This is a genomic window from Aporhodopirellula sallentina SM41, assembly GCF_000346505.1.
Lineage (GTDB): Bacteria > Planctomycetota > Planctomycetia > Pirellulales > Pirellulaceae > Rhodopirellula > Rhodopirellula sallentina.
Map to the genome: position 1 here is coordinate 23,161 of NZ_ANOH01000263.1, position 21,255 is coordinate 44,415.

17 protein-coding genes are annotated in these 21,255 nt (G+C 54.4%); 12 read left to right on the forward strand and 5 right to left on the reverse strand.

Annotated elements, in window-relative coordinates:
- Positions 1-123 precede the first annotated feature (123 nt).
- Together RSSM_RS17390 and RSSM_RS17395 are read left to right on the forward strand one after the other, a co-directional pair.
- A complete protein-coding gene (locus RSSM_RS17390; RefSeq protein WP_008681546.1) occupies positions 124-1,452 on the forward strand; it encodes a DUF1559 domain-containing protein in 1,329 nt (442 codons plus the stop codon).
- A gap of 663 nt (positions 1,453-2,115) precedes the next feature.
- A complete protein-coding gene (locus tag RSSM_RS17395) occupies positions 2,116-3,900 on the forward strand; it encodes a SulP family inorganic anion transporter (protein ID WP_008681549.1) in 1,785 nt (594 codons plus the stop codon).
- A gap of 86 nt (positions 3,901-3,986) precedes the next feature.
- On the opposite strand, the gene RSSM_RS17400 is transcribed toward RSSM_RS17395, so the two are convergent.
- Entirely contained in the window at positions 3,987-5,651 is a 1,665-nt protein-coding gene (locus tag RSSM_RS17400; protein WP_008681552.1) for a hypothetical protein, read from the reverse strand.
- A gap of 30 nt (positions 5,652-5,681) precedes the next feature.
- Entirely contained in the window at positions 5,682-6,377 is a 696-nt protein-coding gene (locus RSSM_RS17405) for a Crp/Fnr family transcriptional regulator (protein WP_044302864.1), read from the reverse strand.
- 161 nt (positions 6,378-6,538) lie between these two features.
- Between RSSM_RS17405 and nrfH the strand changes: the two genes are divergently transcribed.
- Both nrfH and RSSM_RS17415 read left to right on the forward strand, forming a co-directional pair.
- A complete protein-coding gene (gene nrfH, locus RSSM_RS17410; RefSeq protein WP_008681556.1) occupies positions 6,539-7,066 on the forward strand; it encodes a cytochrome c nitrite reductase small subunit in 528 nt (175 codons plus the stop codon).
- Between the two features lie 71 nt (positions 7,067-7,137).
- Positions 7,138-8,709, forward strand: coding sequence for an ammonia-forming cytochrome c nitrite reductase subunit c552 (locus tag RSSM_RS17415; protein WP_008681557.1), 1,572 nt, complete (start codon positions 7,138-7,140; stop codon positions 8,707-8,709).
- A gap of 117 nt (positions 8,710-8,826) precedes the next feature.
- Here the strand turns inward: RSSM_RS17415 and RSSM_RS17420 are convergent, their stop codons facing one another.
- Together RSSM_RS17420 and RSSM_RS17425 are read right to left on the reverse strand one after the other, a co-directional pair.
- Positions 8,827-10,638: a hypothetical protein gene (locus RSSM_RS17420; RefSeq protein WP_008681559.1), complete on the reverse strand. Its 1,812-nt coding sequence runs from the start codon at positions 10,636-10,638 to the stop codon at positions 8,827-8,829.
- Between the two features lie 42 nt (positions 10,639-10,680).
- Complete coding sequence (locus tag RSSM_RS17425; RefSeq protein WP_008681561.1) at positions 10,681-12,378, reverse strand: HEAT repeat domain-containing protein; 1,698 nt, start codon at positions 12,376-12,378, stop codon at positions 10,681-10,683.
- 449 nt (positions 12,379-12,827) lie between these two features.
- On the opposite strand from RSSM_RS17425, the gene RSSM_RS17435 reads away from it, so the two are divergent.
- The 8 genes from RSSM_RS17435 (at position 12,828) to RSSM_RS17470 (ending at position 20,127) form a co-directional block, all read left to right on the forward strand.
- Positions 12,828-13,703: an ABC transporter permease gene (locus RSSM_RS17435; RefSeq protein ID WP_044302866.1), complete on the forward strand. Its 876-nt coding sequence runs from the start codon at positions 12,828-12,830 to the stop codon at positions 13,701-13,703.
- 41 nt (positions 13,704-13,744) lie between these two features.
- Positions 13,745-15,034 carry an ABC transporter ATP-binding protein gene (locus RSSM_RS33810; protein ID WP_008681566.1) on the forward strand — a complete coding sequence of 430 codons (1,290 nt, stop codon included), beginning with the start codon at positions 13,745-13,747 and terminating at the stop codon, positions 15,032-15,034.
- A 10-nt stretch (positions 15,035-15,044) separates the two neighbouring features.
- Positions 15,045-16,274 carry a hypothetical protein gene (locus RSSM_RS33815; RefSeq protein ID WP_008681568.1) on the forward strand — a complete coding sequence of 410 codons (1,230 nt, stop codon included), beginning with the start codon at positions 15,045-15,047 and terminating at the stop codon, positions 16,272-16,274.
- Positions 16,268-16,864 carry a class I SAM-dependent methyltransferase gene (locus RSSM_RS17450; RefSeq protein ID WP_008681570.1) on the forward strand — a complete coding sequence of 199 codons (597 nt, stop codon included), beginning with the start codon at positions 16,268-16,270 and terminating at the stop codon, positions 16,862-16,864. The genes RSSM_RS33815 and RSSM_RS17450 overlap by 7 nt, the downstream gene beginning before the upstream one ends.
- The gene (locus RSSM_RS17455) at positions 16,865-17,872 is read left to right on the forward strand and encodes a glycosyltransferase family 2 protein (protein WP_008681573.1); all 1,008 of its coding nucleotides are present in this window, start codon (positions 16,865-16,867) and stop codon (positions 17,870-17,872) included. It abuts the gene before it with no gap.
- A gap of 15 nt (positions 17,873-17,887) precedes the next feature.
- Positions 17,888-18,322: a cupin domain-containing protein gene (locus RSSM_RS17460; RefSeq protein WP_008681575.1), complete on the forward strand. Its 435-nt coding sequence runs from the start codon at positions 17,888-17,890 to the stop codon at positions 18,320-18,322.
- Positions 18,315-19,118: a class I SAM-dependent DNA methyltransferase gene (locus RSSM_RS17465; protein ID WP_008681577.1), complete on the forward strand. Its 804-nt coding sequence runs from the start codon at positions 18,315-18,317 to the stop codon at positions 19,116-19,118. Before RSSM_RS17460 ends, RSSM_RS17465 begins: the two co-directional genes overlap by 8 nt.
- A 208-nt stretch (positions 19,119-19,326) precedes the next feature.
- The gene (locus RSSM_RS17470; RefSeq protein WP_081613821.1) at positions 19,327-20,127 is read left to right on the forward strand and encodes a putative capsular polysaccharide synthesis family protein; all 801 of its coding nucleotides are present in this window, start codon (positions 19,327-19,329) and stop codon (positions 20,125-20,127) included.
- Positions 20,128-20,226: 99 nt separating this feature from the next.
- On the opposite strand, the gene RSSM_RS17475 is transcribed toward RSSM_RS17470, so the two are convergent.
- On the reverse strand, positions 20,227-21,165 hold the full coding sequence (locus tag RSSM_RS17475) for an ABC transporter ATP-binding protein (protein WP_008681581.1): 939 nt from the start codon (positions 21,163-21,165) through the stop codon (positions 20,227-20,229).
- Positions 21,166-21,255: the final 90 nt, after the last annotated feature.

Sequence of the window (21,255 nt, forward strand, 5' to 3'; positions counted from 1 at the left end):
TCCACAGGGGGCACCGTGATACAATCGCGGGAATTCTTACGTGGCGCGTTGAGGTCCTTTGGCGATTGAGTTGGCGCCCACGCTTCGCTCCGCCTCCAGGATCCCGGGTAAACAAACGAAGCCATGTCGCAACAGCCTCCTCCGCACGGTTCAAGCCACCCCAACTCGCCCGGCAACCCGGCCCCTTCCCCATCCTCTCCATACGGCGCGCCGGTTCAAACCACGCCTCCGCCGCCAAAGAAAAACCAAACCCTGCTGATCGTCGCGCTCATTGCGGTCGCAACACTCCCGGTGATGTGCGTGTGCGCCGGGTTACTGCTACCGGCGGTCTCGGCGGCACGCGAAGCAGCCCGACGCATGTCGTGCAGCAACAACCTCAAACAGATCGGGTTGGCGATGCACAACTATCACGCCGCCTATAATTCCTTACCGCCCGCCTTCACCGTCGACGCCAACGGACAACGCTTGCACAGTTGGCGGACGTTGCTGCTGCCATTTCTCGAATACCAGTCGTTGTACGAGCAAATCGACTTAACCCGCCCCTGGAATGATCCTGCCAACCTAGCACTCAGCGAACAAACCATTCCCGTATTCAATTGTCCTTCTGCGGATGAAGAATCCAACGTGACCACGTACGTTGCGGTAGTGAATCCGGATGGCATGCTGTCTGGAGCGAGCCCGGTTGCCTTTCGCGATGTCACCGATGGACTGAGCAATACGATCATGGTGGTCGAAACGACGACCGATGCCGCTGTCGTTTGGATGAGCCCCCAGGACATCAACGTCGACCAATTCATCAATACTTCACCCGAATCACAAACTCACGTCGGTGGGGCTAATGTGCTCATGGGCGATGGAGCAGTGAGCTTCCTAAGCGAAGATACCGATCCCGTGGCACGTCGACAAATGATCGGGCGGTCCGATCAATCCGGTGGGACATCGCAGGCATTGCAATCATCGATGGGAAGCCCCGACGGGCAAAACAGCTACTTTCACCGTCCCAGCGGCGCGGTGCTCAAGGCTCCGTCGAGCGAATGGCTGCTTGCGACCGGAGCCGCGGCAGCCAACTACAACGAAGTAGCCAACGCCGCCCTCATTCACAACGGAAACCAAGAGCACGGCGAACGAATGGGAATCCTCATCATCGAATCCGTTGAGGATGCGGGATTGGGGGTGATCGATCTGAAGGAACTCGCCGGCACTCTCGCCCAACAAATGGTACTGACCAACAAAAACCTCGAATCGCTGGAGGAGAAGACCGAGCACGGCGTCCCTTTGGTTCGATACTCGGTCACCGGTGATGCCGAGGGTGTCGGACGACTGCGATACGATTGTTCGATCTTTGAGAAAAACCGGTTCCTATTCCAAGTCATCGCGTTTGGGCTCATCGAAGATACTCCACCGGGCGATCCTGCTCTCGACGCGATCCATTCGGCGTTGAGTTATCCGTGATCGAGATTGGTCCGATGACCGTCACCCGTTCGCTGTCATCCCTTTTCACTGTCATCCCTTTTCACCGCCCGGAGAGAACGGCGGATCGATTCACCGGCGGGTCTAGAAATCCGGCGGGTCGAGAGTTTGTGTCAGCTCTCTATTCGGAGCGTGAATTTTGTTGCTGATCCTTATTCGGAAGGATCTTTCACGAGATCCACTACCGGGTGCCCGAACAGCAAGCCGCGTCGGAAGGCTTGAGCATTTTGAGATTTGATGTGCCCGATCCCGGTAGCTGGATTCGCCGAAATTCAAGCCACCGAAGTCTGGCGACATCGGCTACATCGTCTTCATCACGCTCTCGAGCGATTGCTCTACACATTTACCTGTTCTACATATTTGCTGACCCGATGAGCGCCAGATTCGCCGGCTGATCCGAAGGCGAAAACTTCTTGGTGCCTCCGGCCGGAGCCTCTCGGCATCGAACACCCCATCGTTCGGGGCCCACCGCCGCACTGAAAGACGCTAGCGGTGCATCATCCCGCACTGACGCGGTTTGCCTTCCCCTGTTGCGATTTGCAACCGATAGTTCACTTTGTCAATCGACATTGACCCTTGCCGCGAGACGACTAACATCCGCTCGCCTAGGCCCGAAGTGTATTCAAGGTAAGTTTCTCAAACGACATGCTCAATTTCTTTCGTCACCAATCCAACTCCGTTAAAAACGACGTTCTCTCTGGCCTGACGGTCGCGTTGGCGCTCGTTCCGGAAGCAATCGCATTCGCCTTCGTCGCAGGTGTGTCGCCGCTGATTGGACTGTATTCCGCATTCTTCATCGGCCTGATTACGGCGATCGCGGGTGGTCGTCCGGGGATGATTTCGGGAGCAACCGGTGCCATGGCGGTGGTTGTCGTTGCTCTCGTGGCCGAGCACGGCGTCGAGTACCTGTTCCCCACCGTGATCCTTTGCGGCGTGCTGCAAATTGCGGTCGGAATCGGCAAGCTCGGAAAACTGATCCGGATGGTCCCACACAGCGTGATGCTCGGATTCGTCAACGGACTGGCGATCGTGATTGGGCTCGCCCAGTTGGGCAGTTTCAAGACGTTATCAGAAGCCGGCGACCTTGTTTTCCTCAGCGGATTCCAGCTCGCGATCATGCTAGTGCTGGTCGGATTGACGATGGCGATCATTTACCTCTTGCCGAAACTGACAACGGCTATCCCGCCTTCGCTCGCGGCAATCCTGACGGTCACAATTCTGTCGGTATTCATTAACCAATCGATGCCGACCGATGACGGTAAAAACATGTTGGCCACCGTCGGTGACATGTTGAAAACCAACACGCAGGCCGCATTGATCGCTGACGCACGTAAAGAATCCGGCTCGCAACCCAACGCCATCAACGAGACGGTGACAGCGGACGCCTCGCTCACACTCATCAGCTCTCAAGCGGCCTCCGTGGACGACGTCGTCCGAAGCAAAGTCGATCGCCTCACACCGCCAGATTCCGCCACACCGGAAGTCATCATTCCCGAAGTCGAATCGGGGATCAGCGGTGGGCTGCCGATGCCGTTCTTCATGGAGTACGAGTCGCTCGCACCGATGAATTTCGACACGCTGCGGATCATCTTTCCGTTCGCAATCGTTCTCTGCGGCGTTGGCCTGATCGAGTCATTGATGACGCTCACGCTGATCGACGAGATCACCGAAACACGCGGTCAAGGCAACCGCGAATGTGTCGGACAGGGAATCGCAAACCTCGTTTGCGGATTCTTCGGTGGAATGGGCGGTTGTGCGATGATCGGACAATCTCTCATTAACGTTAACTCGGGCGGTCGTGGTCGATTGTCGGGAATTACCGCTGCGGTTTGCTTGCTAGCCTTCGTGCTTTTCTTCGCCCGATGGATCGAACAAATCCCGATGGCTGCGTTGGTTGGCGTGATGTTCATGGTCGTGATCGGCACCTTCGAATGGGCATCGCTGAAGATGTTCAAACGCATGCCCGCGAGCGATATGTTCGTCATGGTGCTGGTCGCAGGCTACACCGTTTTCATGCACGACTTGGCTTCGGCTGTGATCTTGGGCGTGATCGTGTCGGCCCTCGTGTTCGCTTGGCAACACGCGACCCACATTGCGGCAGACGTCAAATACAACGAATTCGGCAGCAAAATCTACCAACTACACGGACCGCTGTTCTTCGCATCGGTCGCATCGTTCAAAGACATGTTCGATGTTGCGAACGACCCAGAAGACGTGGTGATCGATTTTTATTACACCCGTGTCTATGACCAGTCGGCGATCGAAGCGATCAACTCGGTATCTGAGAAGTACATGGCGGCGGGCAAACGTCTGCACCTGACCCACCTCAGCCAAGAGTGCCGCAATCTTCTCGACAAGGCCGGCGATCTCGTCGAAGTCAACGTCAGCGAAGACCCGCACTACCACATCGCGACCGATCGACTCGGCTAGCGATCTCTCTGCGAAAACGATTCCCAGGCTGAACGATCCCGAAGCCTGGCGAATCGCAAATCTCTGTTTGCGAACACGAGCTCTACCTACGCTTCGTGTTCACTCTCAACCGACTCGGTTGGCTCGGGCTTGCTCGGCATTACCCAATCCCATGCCAACAGGAACAGCCCGGTCAGCAAATATCCGCCAACGAATTGCAAGACCGCAGGCAACGATTCCGCAGGCAACGCAAGCGGACTATCGGTCGCCACGCCGAACGGGACAAACAACCGGTTGCCCTGCAGTGGTGAGTGCATCACGCCAAAGAACGTCAAGCCTGCACAGAGAAACAACACCCCGGCGGCGAGCTTCATCTTGTGATCGATCATCGACGCGAGCAGCCACGCCCACAGCAAACCGGTGACGATGAATCCATTGCTGAGCATGCGGAGTGTTTGCAGGTCATGTTTGAGCGGACCGCCGTCCAAATCGCCCATCGATAACCCCGCCGAAAACATCGCCGCGTCGCCGAAGATTCGATCCGGCAAACTAATCGCTAGGTAGGCGAGCGCCGGCAAACAAGCGATCGCCACCGCCGCGTAGTGTCGCTTGGGCGTGGCCACGAAGGTCTGCGACGTGATTTCCAATCCGACAAAAACCAAAATCGGATAGACCGCCGGTGCTGGGATCCACGCGTTCAACCACGCGAAATAGCCGACCGTTCCCGCCGTTCCGATCAACAATGCCGTTGCCAGCGTGTAGGCCGCCCGGCCACCCATCGCTTTGTAGGCGGGGTGCCCGATGTAAGGAGTCGTTTGGATCACGCCTCCAGACAACCCGGCAATCAACGTCGCTAGAGCTTCGACACCAATCACCGTCCGCGCGTCGTACTCGTCTCCTGCGGAAGCCGCACTCTCGGTGCAGTCGATTCCGCCTACGACGGTGACCAGTGCAAACGGCAACACGAAGGGTAAGTAGGGAATCGCATCGGGCAACGCATCAATCCACCCTCCCTGCCAACTCGACAACCACTCCGTTGGAAACCACTGAATCGTGACCGGTTCAGGAAACTCGTACCCGAATACGCCCAACAAACACATCAAATAGTAAACGCCACCGGCAACGATCAACGCACCGAGTGTTCCCGGCGTCCGGCCAGGCAACGGCACGTGACCAATCAACGTCGCCATCACGATGACCAACGCCAAAATCCCTGGAATCGGTGAGCCCAGAATGTGCGTCAGCGGAAAGAAGCTGATCAGGATCAACGCGATCGCCGCGAGCGAACCCAACAAACCGGCACGCGGCACGATCGATCGTACCCACTGCGAAAACGGCGCGCACGCGAGTTTGACGAGCCCGCAAAACACAATGCACCAAATGCCAATGTGCCAGGTGTGCAATGATGCCTCGGCCACCTCCATCCCCTCCGCCCGCGCCGCGGTGAACGAAGGCCCGAGCACCAAAAGAATCATCCCAAACGTCGACGGCGTGTCCAAACCCAGTGGCATCGCCGTGACGTCCGTCCGGTTTTCACGTCGTGCCAAAGACAACGCAATGAAGAAGAACGCGAGGTCACCGAGAAACACACCTAACGCGGTCCCCGGCACCATGTGAGCAACAGCAAACTCCGGCGGTAAACCGAACCCCGCTAACAACGCCACCATCAACAACAACCCCGCAAGGTTATCCAACATCAAGCCAAAAAACGCGTTGATGTCTCCCGATGTCGCCCACCAAAAACGCCCAGCCGTTTGATCACTCTGTGTCATGATTCATTTCCCAAGGGCGTTGTTATCTGATCAACGCGCCAGGTCACCGATGGTTGCTAACCGCTCCGAATCGAGCACCCGAATCGTACGGTCCGAGTCGACGTCAACAACGCCTTGCTCATTGAGTCGTCGCAGCACTCGCGAGAACGTCTCACTCGTGAGGTTCAGATGATTGGCGAGATCCTTCTTGGGGCCCGGCAACTTCAACCGGCCCTCTGAATCGCAGGGAACGTCGCACAACAATCTCGCTACTCGCTCCATCGCGTCACGCAACACGATGTCATCGAGCATCTGAACAAAATGCCGGACCCATAGAGACATGCTCGACAACATTTTGCGACACAACTCATGGTTGCTCGCTAGCTCTCGCTGCAGTGCATCGTTGGGAATCAGCACACAGTGGGTCCGCTGCACCGCTGTCGCACTGGCTGGCAACGCAAAGTTACCAAACGCGGCTACCTCTGCAAAGGATTGCCCCGGGCCACACAAATGCAGCACGTGCTGCTGGCCCCGTAGCCCCACTCTAAATACCCGCACCAATCCCTTGTCGACCAAGTAAATCCCGGGGCACATGTGCCCTTGCGTCATCACCTGCTGCCCCTGAGCAAATTCGACCGGCACCGAAATGGATTCGAGCGTGGCGTACTGCTGATCATCCAGCCCTCCGAACAAATCGCTTGCCCGGATCACCGCTTCGCAGCCTCGACTAGATGTTAAGTCCGACATGCTCTGAAGCTTAATTGATTTAGATCAAGGCGATAGCGGACCGGAAACGTTACGATCCGACAGAAACACGTCAAGAGTTGCTCGCTTCCTTCCCAACCCCTCTCCCGATGTGCTCTAATACAGTTCTCTTCTCAACATCGTTCGTTTTGCAGGACGCATGAATGACGTCGCCAACTCCTAATCAGGATCCCGTTCCCGAAGCTGAATCGACGTCGGCTCCCACGCCACGCCGGTCACCTCGCTTCGGCACCGGTTCGATCATCTTCGCAACGCTGCTCGGCATCCTGGCCGGAGTGGGCACGTTCACCTTTGGATACGGCAAAGGCGCCAGCTACCTCAGCAATGACCCGCAAACGTGCGTCAATTGCCACGTCATGCAGGACCACATGGACTCTTGGCAAAAAAGCAGCCACCACCACGTGGCGGTCTGCAACGACTGCCATTTGCCGCATCACCCGATCGGCAAATGGATCACCAAAGCCGACAACGGATTCTTCCATTCGCTCGCCTTCACGCTCGGTGGCTACAAGAATCCGATCCAAATCAAACCCCGCAACAAACGGGTCACCCAAAGCACCTGCATTTCGTGCCATGAGAATTTTGTGCACAACATGCTCCCCGAACAACGCGGCGGAGACATGCAATCATGCGTCTCCTGCCACGCGTCGGTCGGCCACGCCGGTCGATGACCCTCGAATTCACCATTCCTTCTCTCGATTTCGCCCCTCTTCTTCACAGCTCCTAGAACGGTCTCACGACGATGGCATCTGAAAATCAACGCAGCTTCGGTTGGCTGGCTCTCCTCACTGGCTTGGTCGCACTGGCGACGGTTGGGGTTGTTGCAGTGCTCGTGAATATTTTCGAACGCAAGCAAGAAGCCCGCAAACCGTTCGTCCGGCTCGTCGAAGTGAACGAAGTCAGCACCGACCCGAAACCATGGGGCGTCAACTTTCCGCTGCAGTACGAGGCCTACCTGAGAACCGCAGACACAGAGCGGACGGAATACGGCGGTAACCACGCACTACCGCCGAGCAAACTCGAAAAAGACCCTTGGCTCAAACGCCTCTTCGCGGGATACGCGTTCAGCATCGACTACCGCGAAGCCCGCGGCCACGCCTACATGCTCGGCGATCAACAGGTCACCAAGCGTGTCACCGACGTCCAACAGGCCGGGGCTTGCCTGCACTGCCACGCCTCGATCATCCCGACTTATCGCCGGATCGGCATGGAAAAGATGGGAATCGAACCCACCGAAGAAAAACTCGGCGAAGCGTTCGCTCAAGAAGCCGTGGTCGAAGGCTTCCGAGCGGTCAGCCAAATGAAATACGAAGAAGTCGCTGCCGAAATCACGAAAACCCCGGACGGCACGACCCAAGCGGCCGAAGGCGATCCACACCTCGGCGCCGCTCACCCGGTCTCCTGCATTGACTGCCACGACCCGGAAACCATGTCGATCCGCGTCACACGCCCCGGATTCATTGAGGGAATCGCCAAACTCGCCAACAGCGACGATCCCGTACCTCACCTGCCCAGCATTGCACGCTGGCGTAAATCCGGCAGCAAAGAGCCGTATGACCCGAACGTTCACGCGACTCGCCAAGAAATGCGATCGTTCGTCTGCGGCCAATGCCACGTCGAGTACTACTGCGCCAACAAAATGACTCTGACGTTCCCGTGGAGCAACGGACTGAAAGTCGAAGACCTCGAGCAAGAATGGGAAGAAACCGAATTCCCCGGAGAAGACGGCACACCGGGAGCCGGTGGTGAGTTCTACGACTACGTCCACAAAGAAACCGGCACAAAAGTCTTCAAGGCCCAACACCCCGAGTTCGAACTGTGGAGCCAAGGCATCCACGCCCGCGCCGGCGTCAGCTGCAGCGACTGCCACATGCCCTACGAAAAAGAAGGGGCCACCAAAGTCAGCAGCCACTGGGTCCGCAGCCCGATGCTGAACATCAACAAAGCTTGCCAAACCTGCCACCACGTGTCGGAATCGGAACTGCAGGCTCGCGTTGACACGATCCAAGACCGCACCCGAGCCCTGATGGACCGCGCCGCCGTCGCCATGACCGACATGCTCGACGCAATCATCGCCGCCCAAGAAGCCGGTGCGTCCGAAGAGGACCTCAAACCAATCCGAGACCTGCAACGCAAAGCGATGTGGCGACTGGATTACATCAGCAGCGAAAACTCCAAAGGCTTCCACGCCGACCAGGAGGCCGCCCGAATCCTAGGCGAGTCCATCGACTACAGCCGCCAAGCCCAAGCCGCCGCCTACCGCCTCACCCCCAACGCAGACCCCAAACCCCAAGAAGTCGCAACCGCGGAATAGCCAACCGCAGAAACGCGACCGCGAGCCGGAAACCCAAAACAAATCGCGATGCGGCTTCCCCACATCGCGTTTGCCTAGGTTCCCCCGCCGCAGGACGTGCGTTTCACGTGAGATTGGCTAGTTGGCCATCGCGACGAAGTAGCGGTTCTGAGCCCACGTGGGCTGGACATCTAAACGCCAACAGGCCGCTTTCAATGGCGGGTTGCGGTAATCACCAAGCTCGGGCAATGTACCGAGAGGCTGAATCACACTCGCCACGTCAGGGAGTGCAGCAAAACGGACGATCCGAGCCTCCAGTGTGACATTACGAATCACACCGCCCACGGCCTCGAACTCTTGCATCTCAGCCGCAGAAATCGCGCCGGCTGCGTCGAGGGAAAGAGCCGGATGCTCATCGTCAACCAAAACCGCTTTCTTCAATTCAGCAAGCTCCTCGTCCAAATTGATCGGCAACGCAATCAGGCAGTAGTGCCCACTAGCGTAAGGCACGACCCCCAACCTACCGTTCGAACTTAAACGAAGTACCCCCGGGCCGGACACACGCTCACCCACCAATCGAGGCGTCGTATCATCCATTAAGAAGCTAACCCGACGATTGATGCTATCAGGCGCGATCCTGCTCTTACGCCCTGGCGACGATGGAGTTTCTGTCTCCATCACCAACAAAGCCGCGGAAGAGACATACTGCTTGCGGAGAGCCTCAGCACTCTTTGCCGCGAATCGCTCCCGCCACTGCAACATTGGACTCACCGCATGAACATAAGCTGCAACGCTGGCCCCGAATTGAGGATCCTTCTTGGCAAGAGTCTCTAACGGCTGACGGCACGCTTGAATCAATCCCGCTGCGCGGCTCCCCATCCGACGCTGAGCCAAACTCAAATCCAAAAGAATTTGGTTATACAAAAGAGGTACCTGATCCCGTGGGGCCCACCCCGCAATCGCGTTAATGACCGATGCAATTGCGTTGACCGCATTGGATGCCAGATCACCAGCTTGCGAGTCCAAACCAGCCGATTCACCGCCGGTGCCGATGGGTTCTGCCCCTGATGACATAAAGGCGACTCTAATTGCGTGAGCGCGAATGGTTGCCGCCGAAGCTTTCTCCCACTCATCAACGATGTATCTCAACGCCTCCGACGCTGGCTTCGTTTCTCCGCCGGCGGTTAAAAACGCTCCTGATTGCGAAATTTCGCTCGAAACGTTCGTCAAACCATCCACAAACTGTTCCGACACCGCAAGATTCTTGGCAACGGCGGCATCCGCAATGGGCACATACCTCTGTCGCCTTACTGCTGCGATCTGATCGTCTGCACTACTGAAGAAATTCAAATACTTCTCCGCCGCGGGCTTCTGTTTTGGAGGGAACAACGAAAGCGCTGCGGCGAGCTGTTGCCCCTCCCGCTCGACTAGGCTACCGAAGGCCTCCGGCTGCCCGCCTTCCAATAGTTTCTGCGCCCTAGCAGCGAGCTTTTGCAGCTTTGGAACAGACTTTTCTAGCTGTTGCTTCGTTTTTGCCTTTGTCTTCATCCCAGACGCTGATGCGCCCCATTGCACCGCGTAATGAACGATATTCCCCCTAGCACCACCGAGTTTCGATTGAATATCGAACCCGGCTGGTTCCCCCATTTCCTGCAAGTGCTTTGCATCCCGCAACGCTTTCCAGATTTCACCCGCAGCCTGCATCAGCTTTTTCCCCGAAAGCTTGTTAGGCGTGCTTTTGAGCTCAATCGAGTCAAGTTCTAGGATTCTGACGCGGTCGTAAATCGCATAAAGTCGTGCAGCCAACGCCTTCGCCTCGGGGATTGTCCCGTGGACTGCGAGGGATGCATTCGGATTCCGATCCGATGGATTTGCGAAGGCCTGCTTGAGCCCCCCAGAAAACGCGACAAGCAGAAAGACAGCGCCGAGAATCGCCCGAAACAACCACATAACACAAACCTTTCGCCGGCCCAAAAGCAGCACCGACGGCAATTAATTGCTCACGAATATGTAACCCGGATCCATGGTCAAATACCATTCCCTCCATAGCCGCTGCGCCCGACGCAGTTCACCGTAGTCTTGCTTTTCGCCTGGCTGGATTTCCATTCCAAACCCCTCGAACTTGCGGCTAATGAATCGCAAACCGTCACGGGCATAGGTCCGAACTACGGTATCCGGGTCATCCAAGGCAAAGATCAATGCGGGAACGACACGCATCTCGTCACTTTGGCCGAGCAACCGAGCAGCCACGCGTCGTGCTTGCCAGGAAGACGAGCCTCGCACCAGTCGGATAAGCCTGTCGATCTGCGCCTTGCGAGCTTTGGGCTCAGTTGCCAGCTTCATGTCCTCTGGCAGAGACTTCCCTTCAAGAGCATTTGGGTCTTCACCTTCGAGCATATCGAGCAGGTCCGTAACCGCCTCCGCCACTGGCTCGCCCTTAATCTGAGTCCCATCAACCCGAATGCTCGTCGTATCATCCGGCAAGCCGAATCCACCAGCAAGCATCCCTTGCTGAGTTTGCTCAATCGCTTGCTGCGTACTACGAATCAAAAAGAGCAAAGCAAAAGACGAAGTCACAGGGGCGGTTGTATACGAGCGCGCCCCCCAACCCAAACCTTTTTTCTGCTCCTTTAAATAGCCCACCCCTGCCTTGAACCACGGAGGTGAATGCGCAGGCTTCTTCTTGAGTGCGATCTCTTTGAAACTTTCATATCGCTCCAGGGTGTAGAGCTGATAGTACGGCCAAGAGCTATTTTTCTCCGCTGGATTCGGTGAATTCTTACTGAGATATGCATCACAGTCTCGGATCGCGGCCAAAATGGCTTCCGAATCCACCTTGGGCCGCTTCACAGCAATGTTGTCCATCCCCTCTACGAACAGCTTCACGCCCTTTGGAAGCCCCTTGATGTTAGGATTGAACTGCGACTCCTGCTCCCCCCACGCACGCAGGATATCTGCCGCGATCAACAACGCACTCCCACCGGCCACTGCCATGGAAGGGGTAACACCACCTTGTGAAATTCGTTTAGGTCCCCCTGGGTCCTTGGCAGTGTAGGGCCACCCCCCTCCCGTGTCTTGAACCCTGAGCAGCCAACTGACAGTACGCTGGACTCCCGGGTAGTCGACTCGAAAGCCGGCCCTATCCAGCGTCCAGAGCGCGAGCATGGCATATTGCGTCTGAGAAATGTCGCCTTGCTGCATCCCCGGATACCCGTAAGCACCATTTCGGTACTGGACACGGCGAAAATATTGCTCAAATACCTGCAACTGCTTGCGGTACTTAACACGATCCACCTCGGCCAGCAGCAACACAGAAACACTGGCGGCATAGACCAATTTGCTCTCATGCCCCTCGTTGTCACGCCCACCGAGTTGCGCCGCGATGGTAAGTGCTGACCGCACCCCCTGTGCGACGACGCTGCTATCAGGGTCATGCTTCACCTTCATGTGGGCGTAAGCGATGAGCGCATGTTCGCCGTAGCCCCCTGTAAACACATTCTCCAGCGAATAATGCGTCTTCACACCGAAGTTTTTCTCGATGTATGCGACCCCATCATCTACGGTGCCTTTGACCTCTGCACCAACCGCAGCATAGGCAGGCGTGGGACTCGCAAGCGTCAAAAGAAAGACCGCAGCAATCGCGACAGACAGGCAGACAACAACAGAACTTGAAACAATCGGCGATTTCATATGTATCTAGCAAGAACGAACACGTTCACATCCAAATTACAAAAGGCAATCATAGCGTATCGCGAGCGAGACTTCCCAAATTTGCAAGGCAAAATCCACGGAATTCTCGGCCCCGATCCGAACGGCAAAGGTGAACCAATCCCGCATTGGAAAAACGCGGGCCCGCCCTTCGGCAACTCAAACTCCCCCGGTCCTGTCCAAACTCCGGCACTTGGAAAGGCCGCCCCAAAGTAAAATGGCGACTGGTCTTTCGGCCTGTCGCCTTTTCCCCGAGCCCCTAACCGGAGAGAGGCAATACACTGCTGATGCGAAATAATTCGATCCACCGCACGAACAAGGCCCCATGGACACACCGTTCCCTGGGAATCAGCAACCCGATATGATTGTTCGTCCATCACTGCAGAAATGAACGCCTCGACGCAGCGAAGCCCTCCCCGTGAACACAGCCAATGACCGGTAGAACGGAACCAGATGAAAGCGCGCACGAAGCCGAACCCTGGGACAGGGTAATCAGCCCCTCCTCTGCTGTCTCACCCCTGCCATTCCATGAGATCTGGAAATACCGCGACCTACTTTTCCTGCTCACCAAACGTGACATCATCGCGTTTTATAAACAAACTCTTCTGGGCCCATTGTGGTTCTTTGTTCAACCAATCCTGACAAGCCTCATCTACGTGCTGGTATTCGGACGAATCGCCCGCTTGTCTACCGACGGAGTTCCACAACTCGCGTTCTACTTATGTGGCGTGACGTTCTGGAATTACTTTGCAGAGTGTTTCAACAAGACTGCAACTGTTTTCAAAGACAACGCGCATGTTTTTGGGAAGGTTTATTTCCCACGCATCATCATGCCGCTCTCGATCGTCTTGTCGAACCTTGTACGGTTTTTAGTTCAGTTCTTACTGCTGCTCTGTTGCGTCGCATGGTACTGGCACTTGGGGCACATTCGGCCCAATGCATACATCCTATGCATTCCTCTCCTGGTTGCCGTAATGGCTTCACTTGGTCTGTCATTTGGAATGCTATTTTCGTCCGTGACCACGAAATACCGAGACATGATCTTCCTGCTGCAATTCGGAGTACAACTCCTGATGTACGCAACCCCTGTCGTCTACCCTTCTTCTGAGATCCCCAACGCTGCGGCCAAAGCCCTCTCGTGGAACCCTCTCGGTCCGATCTTTGAAATGGCCCGATACGGTTTACTGGGCGCAGGAGAGGTGTCAATGACTTCTATCGCCTACACGGTTTGCTTTGCCGCAGTCGCTACCCTGGTATCAGCATTGGTCTTCGATCAGGTTCAACGAACGGCGATGGACACCATCTAAGCCCACACTGCATCAGACTGCTCAATCTTAGGCCAGCAACCATGACAATCGCCATCCAATTTGAAGGCGTATCAAAACGCTACCGAATTGGCCAAATCGGCACAGGCACGCTGTCCCACGACTTGCATCGCACACTCGCAAAGATGCTGGGCAAGCCAGACCCTTTCGCAAAAATTGGCCAAGAAAACACCACCTCGAACACACCGAATAATGAATACGTACTCGCCCTGCATGACATATCAATCAACATAAACCAGGGTGAAGTTTTTGGCATCATTGGGCACAATGGCGCAGGAAAAAGCACTTTTCTCAAGTTGCTTTCCCAAATCACCGCTCCAACCTCTGGCGCTATTCGGTCGCGTGGTCGAATAGCGAGCCTCCTCGAAGTTGGAACAGGCTTTCACCCCGAACTCACCGGACGGGAGAACATCTACGTCAACGGTGCCGTACTCGGGATGAACCGAAAAGAGATCAGTGCAGAACTGGAGCGTATTGTGGAGTTCAGTGGCTGCAGCAAATACCTCGACACGCCTGTCAAACGATATAGCAGCGGCATGACAACACGCCTGGGCTTTGCAGTTGCGGCACATCTTCGCTGCGAGATCCTAATTATCGACGAAGTCCTCGCTGTTGGCGATGCCGCCTTTCAAGATCGGTGCATCGGCAGAATCAACGAGATTACCTCAGGGGGACGAACGACGGTCCTGGTCAGTCACAACATGGCACTCATGAGGCGACTGGCAAACAGATGCATGCTATTACAACAGGGCAAGTCCACATGCGTTGGAGCCACAGCAGATGTCATCTCGACATACCTACAGGGAAGCCAACACGGTGAAAGCCCAGGCTTCCGATCGCTGGCCTCACACCCAAATCGACTAGCTGGCATGAAACCACTGTTGCAAGCCGTGAAACTACACGACATCAGCGGTGAGCAAACATCCACGTTTATCCAGGGAACTCCGATCAAGATCGAGATAAACTACGACGCCAGCAAACACCCCGAACAGCTATCCGGAATTGGATTCATCGTTCACAGCATCACCGGTGCGCGAGTAGGCGGCTTCAATTCATATATGGCAACTCAACCGCCTCATCAAATACCACAATCTGGCATCACAACGTTCACCGTCAATTCTCCAGCCCTGACGCCCGGCGTCTATCGCCTCACTATTTCGATAGGATCGCATCAATCGCGACTCATCGACAAAATTGAACCCGCGATCGATTTCCGGATTGAACCTGATGACATTTACGCAACAGGATACCTGCTAACTGCAGAAGACGGCGTGGTCGCCTTCGAATGCGATTTTTCATCGACCGAAAGCTGAATAAGCAACCATGCGAGTCTCAAGAGATACCCTAACCTATTGGCGTGGCAAGCTTGGAAGAATAGCAGGAGGCCCCTGCACTTGCAAAAAAAGCGAAGAAGAAACGAGAATTCTCGAAGAGACACTGTCTACCTACGCGGCGGGAACAAAAAGGTACGCGACTTTTGATTTCCCTCTATTCAAAGACAGTGTTTCAAAATTCGTAAAATCACTGAAACATACTGAACAGGCTTTTCTCTATTCTGCATCGTGCAACTCTCCAACGATGTACTCAAACGCGTTTGCTATCCTTACGCTAGCTGGCCTCGGTGTGGATCTGCAGCCAGCTTCCTCTAGATGGAAAGAGTCTCTCGATAAATACCAATGTGAAGAAGACGGACTTTTTCGCGATCCATGCATCAACAACTCCTTATTTGAACAGAACGATTGGTGGGGCGCCAGACACTTTGCGCTTATCGCGACTGCCGCATACGATGCGATTGGCTCTACTCCCAAATACCCATTTCGTTTTGCAAACGCATTCACATCCGAAAGTGCAGTCTCGCAACTGATCCAGGACACAGACTGGTCGATGAATGGTGACGACGATAACAAACTAATGAACGTTGGCGGACTACTTCAATACTCTCGCGACCGACTACAAAACACCAACGCAAAAAACGCCGTCTCACTGCTACTGCAATTGCTCATTGATCGCATCAACCCATCCACAGGACTTTGGGGTGAGGCAGATCTCGATGAACCGAGCGAGCGATCCCGCGCCGTGCAATTCGCCTACCATCTATACTGTCTTCTCATCTACGACAACCAGAAACTCCCCTATCCAGAACCGCTAATAGACAGCGTACTCGCAACCCAAAATGAACTCGGGGGGTTCGCCCCCAGACGAAATTCAAGTGCCTGCGAAGACATCGACTCCGTCCATCTACTTGCAGCTGCAACGCGTCAAACGAACTACCGCTCCGACGAAATCAAAGACGCTCTAAGGCACTTCCTGTGCTGGGTCTTCGCGAACCAAAACACGGACGGCGGATTCGTATTCCGCAGGCAAGATGCGTTCGTCTATGGGCATCCCCAAATGAGCTCTCGAGCAAACGAATCCCATTTGTTTGCAACATGGTTCCGCTGCCTTTCAATCGCCCTAGCGTTCGAGGCTACTTCGCCCAAAACAAACCCTTTTCACCTGCACAAGTCACCTGGTTACTACTGCGGATTCTCCGGCGGAGCACACGAATGCTAGGAACGCTACTTCGACCCATTAGTTTGGCATCCAGAGGCCTTTGGAAAGCATCTAAAATTGAAACCCATCTCACCGCAGATGAAAAAGAGATGCTCTTCCAACTAGCCCGCCAATCCAATGGGCGGGCAGTTGAAGTTGGTTCGTACCTGGGCGCTTCAAGCTGCTTCCTTGCCGCCGGACTCTCCGGAAAGCCTAACGCCACGCTGAGTTGCGTCGACACTTGGCAGAACGACGCAATGACAGAAGGTGCTCGTGACACCTACGCCGCGTTCTTAGCAAACACGAAACGTTACCAACAGACAATACGCGCGCTCCGCGGAACGAGCCAAGACGTCGCAAGATCGTACTCTGGTACCATCGACATTCTTTTCCTTGATGCTGACCACAGTTACGAAGGCGTCAAGGGTGATTGGGATGCCTGGTCGCCCCATCTTGCCGACAATGCAACAGTAGTCTTCCACGATTCCGGATGGGCTGAAGGTGTCAAAAGAGTGATTCAAGAAGACATTAAACCGATCTCCGAATTTGATGCCTGCCTTCCAAACATGCACTGGGCCACAGTTAACGCGTGCACCAAAGGGGAGCGTTAGATGACCTTGGCCCCACAAATTTCCGTCATTATACCAACATCGAAACCTCTCACGAGCATTAGCCGAACGCTGGAATCCATCTCTCGCTACGCCTCCGAGGGCCTCGAGGTGCTCGTAGTGCAAAATGGACTCAATGAAAATCCGAACCAAAGGGATTCATACACAACCAAACTTGCAGGTTTTGAGTTTCGTATAATCCAAGAAGAAGTGCCTGGACTTCTTGCCGGGCGCCATCGCGGCGTAAAGGAGAGCCAATTTGACATCCTTACCTTCATCGATGATGACGTGGAAGTTGACGAGCACTGGCTACAAGCAATATCGAACAACTTTCGCGACACCACTGTTGACCTAGTCGGAGGCCCAAGCAGTCCACTGTACGAATCTCCCCCTCCCGACTGGCTTGAAAAATTCGTTTACCGCCACGAGAACACATGGCGGTGTTCATACCTAAGCCTTCTTGATTACGGAAACGAACGCAAAGAAATTGATCCGAGCCTGATTTGGGGCTTAAACTTTTCAATCCGCAGAAACACCCTACTCGCGCTAGGGGGCTTCCACCCCGATGGTGTACCATGGCGACTACGCCAGTTCCGAGGTAACGGTGAAGCCGCCGTCACAACAAAGGCCAAAGCAAGCAACAAAACCGCCATCTACGACCCGAATGTCTCGGTAGTTCACATAGTCCCCAAGGACAGATTATCTATCGAGTACATTGAGAAGCGGTCATACCTTCAAGGGATCTCTGACTCATACTCGTTTCTGCGCAAAAAACACAAAGAACAATCCGTCACCAAGCCTGCAACAATTGTGACAAAGAGAGAGAGAGCAGTGCGACTCGCCAAGAAGCTATTGAAGTCTCCAGAGGCACCAGCCGACACAGCCCTCTTCAAAAGTCGCGTTGCTTATCAAAAAGGCTATCAATTCCACCAACGACAATTCCACTCGAACAAACTGGTACAGGATTGGGTTTTGCGTCCTGACTATTGGACATACTCTTACCCGAAATAATTCCGTTACGAAAACATGAGCATCGAACACGTCAAGCATCTTGACCAGACTATTGGGATCATCATCCGGTCAGAGTTCCATTCCGATGGGATTGAGTTCTTCACGCCGAGCATGTTTTCGCAACAACTCGGATATATGAATCGCCCCACCGGGTACAAAATTGATCCGCACGTACACAATCCGGTCCAACGTGAAGTCCTTTGGACACAAGAAGTCTTGCTTGTCAAATCAGGCAAAGTTCGAATCGACTTTTACACCGATGGACGCCACTACCTCGAAAGCCGCATCGCTTCCACCGGAGACGTTGTCTTGCTGGCGGCCGGAGGACATGGCTTCGAAATGCTCGAACCCACCGAGATGATTGAAGTTAAACAGGGGCCTTACTCAGGTGATCAGGACAAAACCCGCTTCGATCCTGTTAGTGACGAAATGGTGAAGATTAATGACTGAGGCCTTCGACCTGTCTTCACGCTACTATGACTTGCTATACCGTGACAAAGACTACGCTCAGGAAACCGAGTATCTTTGCAACCTGATAAAGCGCGATTGCGCTATCAAGAATGCCCCTGCGCCTTCCTCGCTTCTCGAACTAGGTTGCGGTACCGGCGGCCACGCGCTGTGGCTGACACAGCGTGGCTGCAATGTCGTGGGTGTCGACATGAGCGCACGGATGCTTGAACGTGCAGAAAAACGCTTCGCAAGCAAGACAACCAAAAAGGTGGATCCTGTGGCAGGATTTTTTAAATCACATCTGGGAGACATCCGCTCTTTTCGTGTCAACCAAAAATTTGACGCAGTAGCGTCTTTGTTTCATGTAGCCAGCTACCAAGTATCCAACAGCGACGTTGCGAACTATTTCCAAACAGCTTCCATTCACTTGAAGCCCGGCGGCTTGTTTGTGTTTGATCTTTGGTACGGGCCAGCAGTCCTCACCCAGTTGCCGGCAACACGTGTCAAGCGTGTGTCGGACGATCAAATCGATGTCGTCAGAATTGCAGAACCGAAGCTAATCGAACGCGAAAACAAGGTCGAAGTAAAATATACGATTTATGTTACTGACCGCAAATCGCAACACACTCAGCGACTGGAGGAGACCCACTCAATGCGATACTTCTTTGAGCCTGAATTAGACAACCTCGCTTCACAACATGGCTTAGAAATCGCGTCCCAAGAGGAATGGATGACTGGAGAAACACCGTCCAGGGCAACCTGGGGAGTCGTGTTCACCGCGAGGAAACGGGACTAGCAGTCCGCCTCTTGCGAATCCCGCAACATGAACTCGGCGTGTTTCTGATACAAATTGCGATTCAATACACCGCAAGCTCAACCTTCAGCACAACCGTCCAATGACCTCGGTTAAACATACCGACATGCCTCCACCCAACTAAAAAGCGACGAAGCTTGCTAGACCAACACCGCCAAAAAATTCGCCCGGTGCAACCACAGGTCGCCGAATGAACCCTATAGAACTTGCATTCCGAGTCACCCCAAGACCTGTCAAAGATTCAGCAAAAGCTCTTTTAGATGGAGCTCAACGGTGGTCGTTTTGGAGACAATTGCATCGAGCATCGCCTCTGATTATCTACCAAATGGGGAAGGTAGGTTCTTCGTCAATTTACGAATCACTCAAACGACACTACGACGGACCGGTTTTTCACGCACACTCATTGTCTCCACGAGTCGTCGAAAAAACTCATCGTTGGCTATATCAGTGGACTGTTGTCGAGAAACAGCCTGCTCGAGTTATTTCCCTTACCAGAGAACCGATAAGCAGAAATATCTCCGAGTTCTTCCAAAACCTCGAGGTGTTTTTCGACGAATCGCCTGCAAACATACAACAATCACCAGAAGAACTTCAGAAAACATTTCTTGCCAAACATTGGCACGATTGGTCATTGAATTGGTTCGACACCGAAATCAACGCAAACTTTAACATTGATGTTTACGACAAAGCGTTCCCAGAAACAGGGACCTGCCAATACTCCCACCAGAACATTGAATTGCTGGTCTTGAGATCTGAACTTGATGACAAAGATAAAGTCACGGCAATATGTAATTTCTTGTCACTGGAGCGGTTCAAACTCGTAAACAAGAACATTGGTCAGCAGAAAGATTACTCACAAACTTACAAACTCTTCCTCGAGCGAGCACGCTTCCCTCGGGAATACATCGATATGATTTGCGAATCGAAGTATTTCCGACATTTTTATTCTGCGGAAGAGATTGCTGCGGCAAGAAAACGTTGGTCAGCTTGATCGCGTCAAATCAATTCATTTCAGCACTCTCGGGCAGATTCGAAGACCGAGGCAGAGGGTGTGGTCCTATTCCAACGTACTTATCCGACCACGCCCAACCTACATCCGGGTGCTGGTGCCTTTGGTGAGGGCCATGAAGGCGGATTCGAGGTCGAGTTCTTCTTCGGCAAAGCGGCGGAGGCCGATGCCGTTTTCGATGAGTAGTTTGGGGAGTTCGCTGTAGTCGTCGGTGTCGCTGTTGAGGATCACGCGGACGGCGTCGTCGCCGGGTTGGGTGGATTGGACGATCGGGTGGCCGGTAAAGAGATCCGCGATCTTCTGCATCTGATCGCGTTGGCTCGGCTGGATAATCAACACGGTGTGCTCGCGGACCATTCGGATCACCTCGGTAACCTTTGCGTTCTGCTTCAGTTCACCACGATCGATAATGCCGACCTTGTTACAGACATCGGCAAGCTCCGGAAGAATATGGCTGCTAACGATCACGGTCTTGCCCATCTCGCCGAGTCGACGCAATAGGTTCCGCATCTCAATCCGGGCACGCGGATCGAGTCCCGACAATGGTTCGTCGAGCAACAGCACCTGTGGGTCGTGCAACAACGTCCGCGCCAATCCGAGTCGCTGCGTTTGCCCGCGAGAGAGCGTATTGGCGAATGCATCGCGTTTGAAATCGAGGTCAACGATGTCGAGCATTTCGTTGACGCGTTTGCGCCGGTCTTCGCCGCCGATCCGGTATGCGGCGGCAAAGAACTCGAGGTACTCCACCACGGTCATGTCGTCATAGACACCAAAGAAGTCGGGCATGTAACCGACCAACCGACGAATCTCTTTCGGCTGGGTGTGGACACTGTGATCGCAAACGTAAGCCTCGCCCCAACTCGGTTCGAGCAGCGTCGCGATAATCCGCATCGTCGTCGTTTTCCCGGCACCGTTCGGCCCGATGAACCCGAACAAATCGCCAGCTTCCAAATCCAAGTCGATCGATTTAATGGCAAAGGCGTCGCCATACTTCTTGGTCAAGTCAACGGTTTTAATCACGACGATTGCAAACTAGTAGAAGATAAGGAAGAAAGTAAACGACACCGCACGAAGACGAGCTGACCGACAACCCATTACTCAGAACCAAAC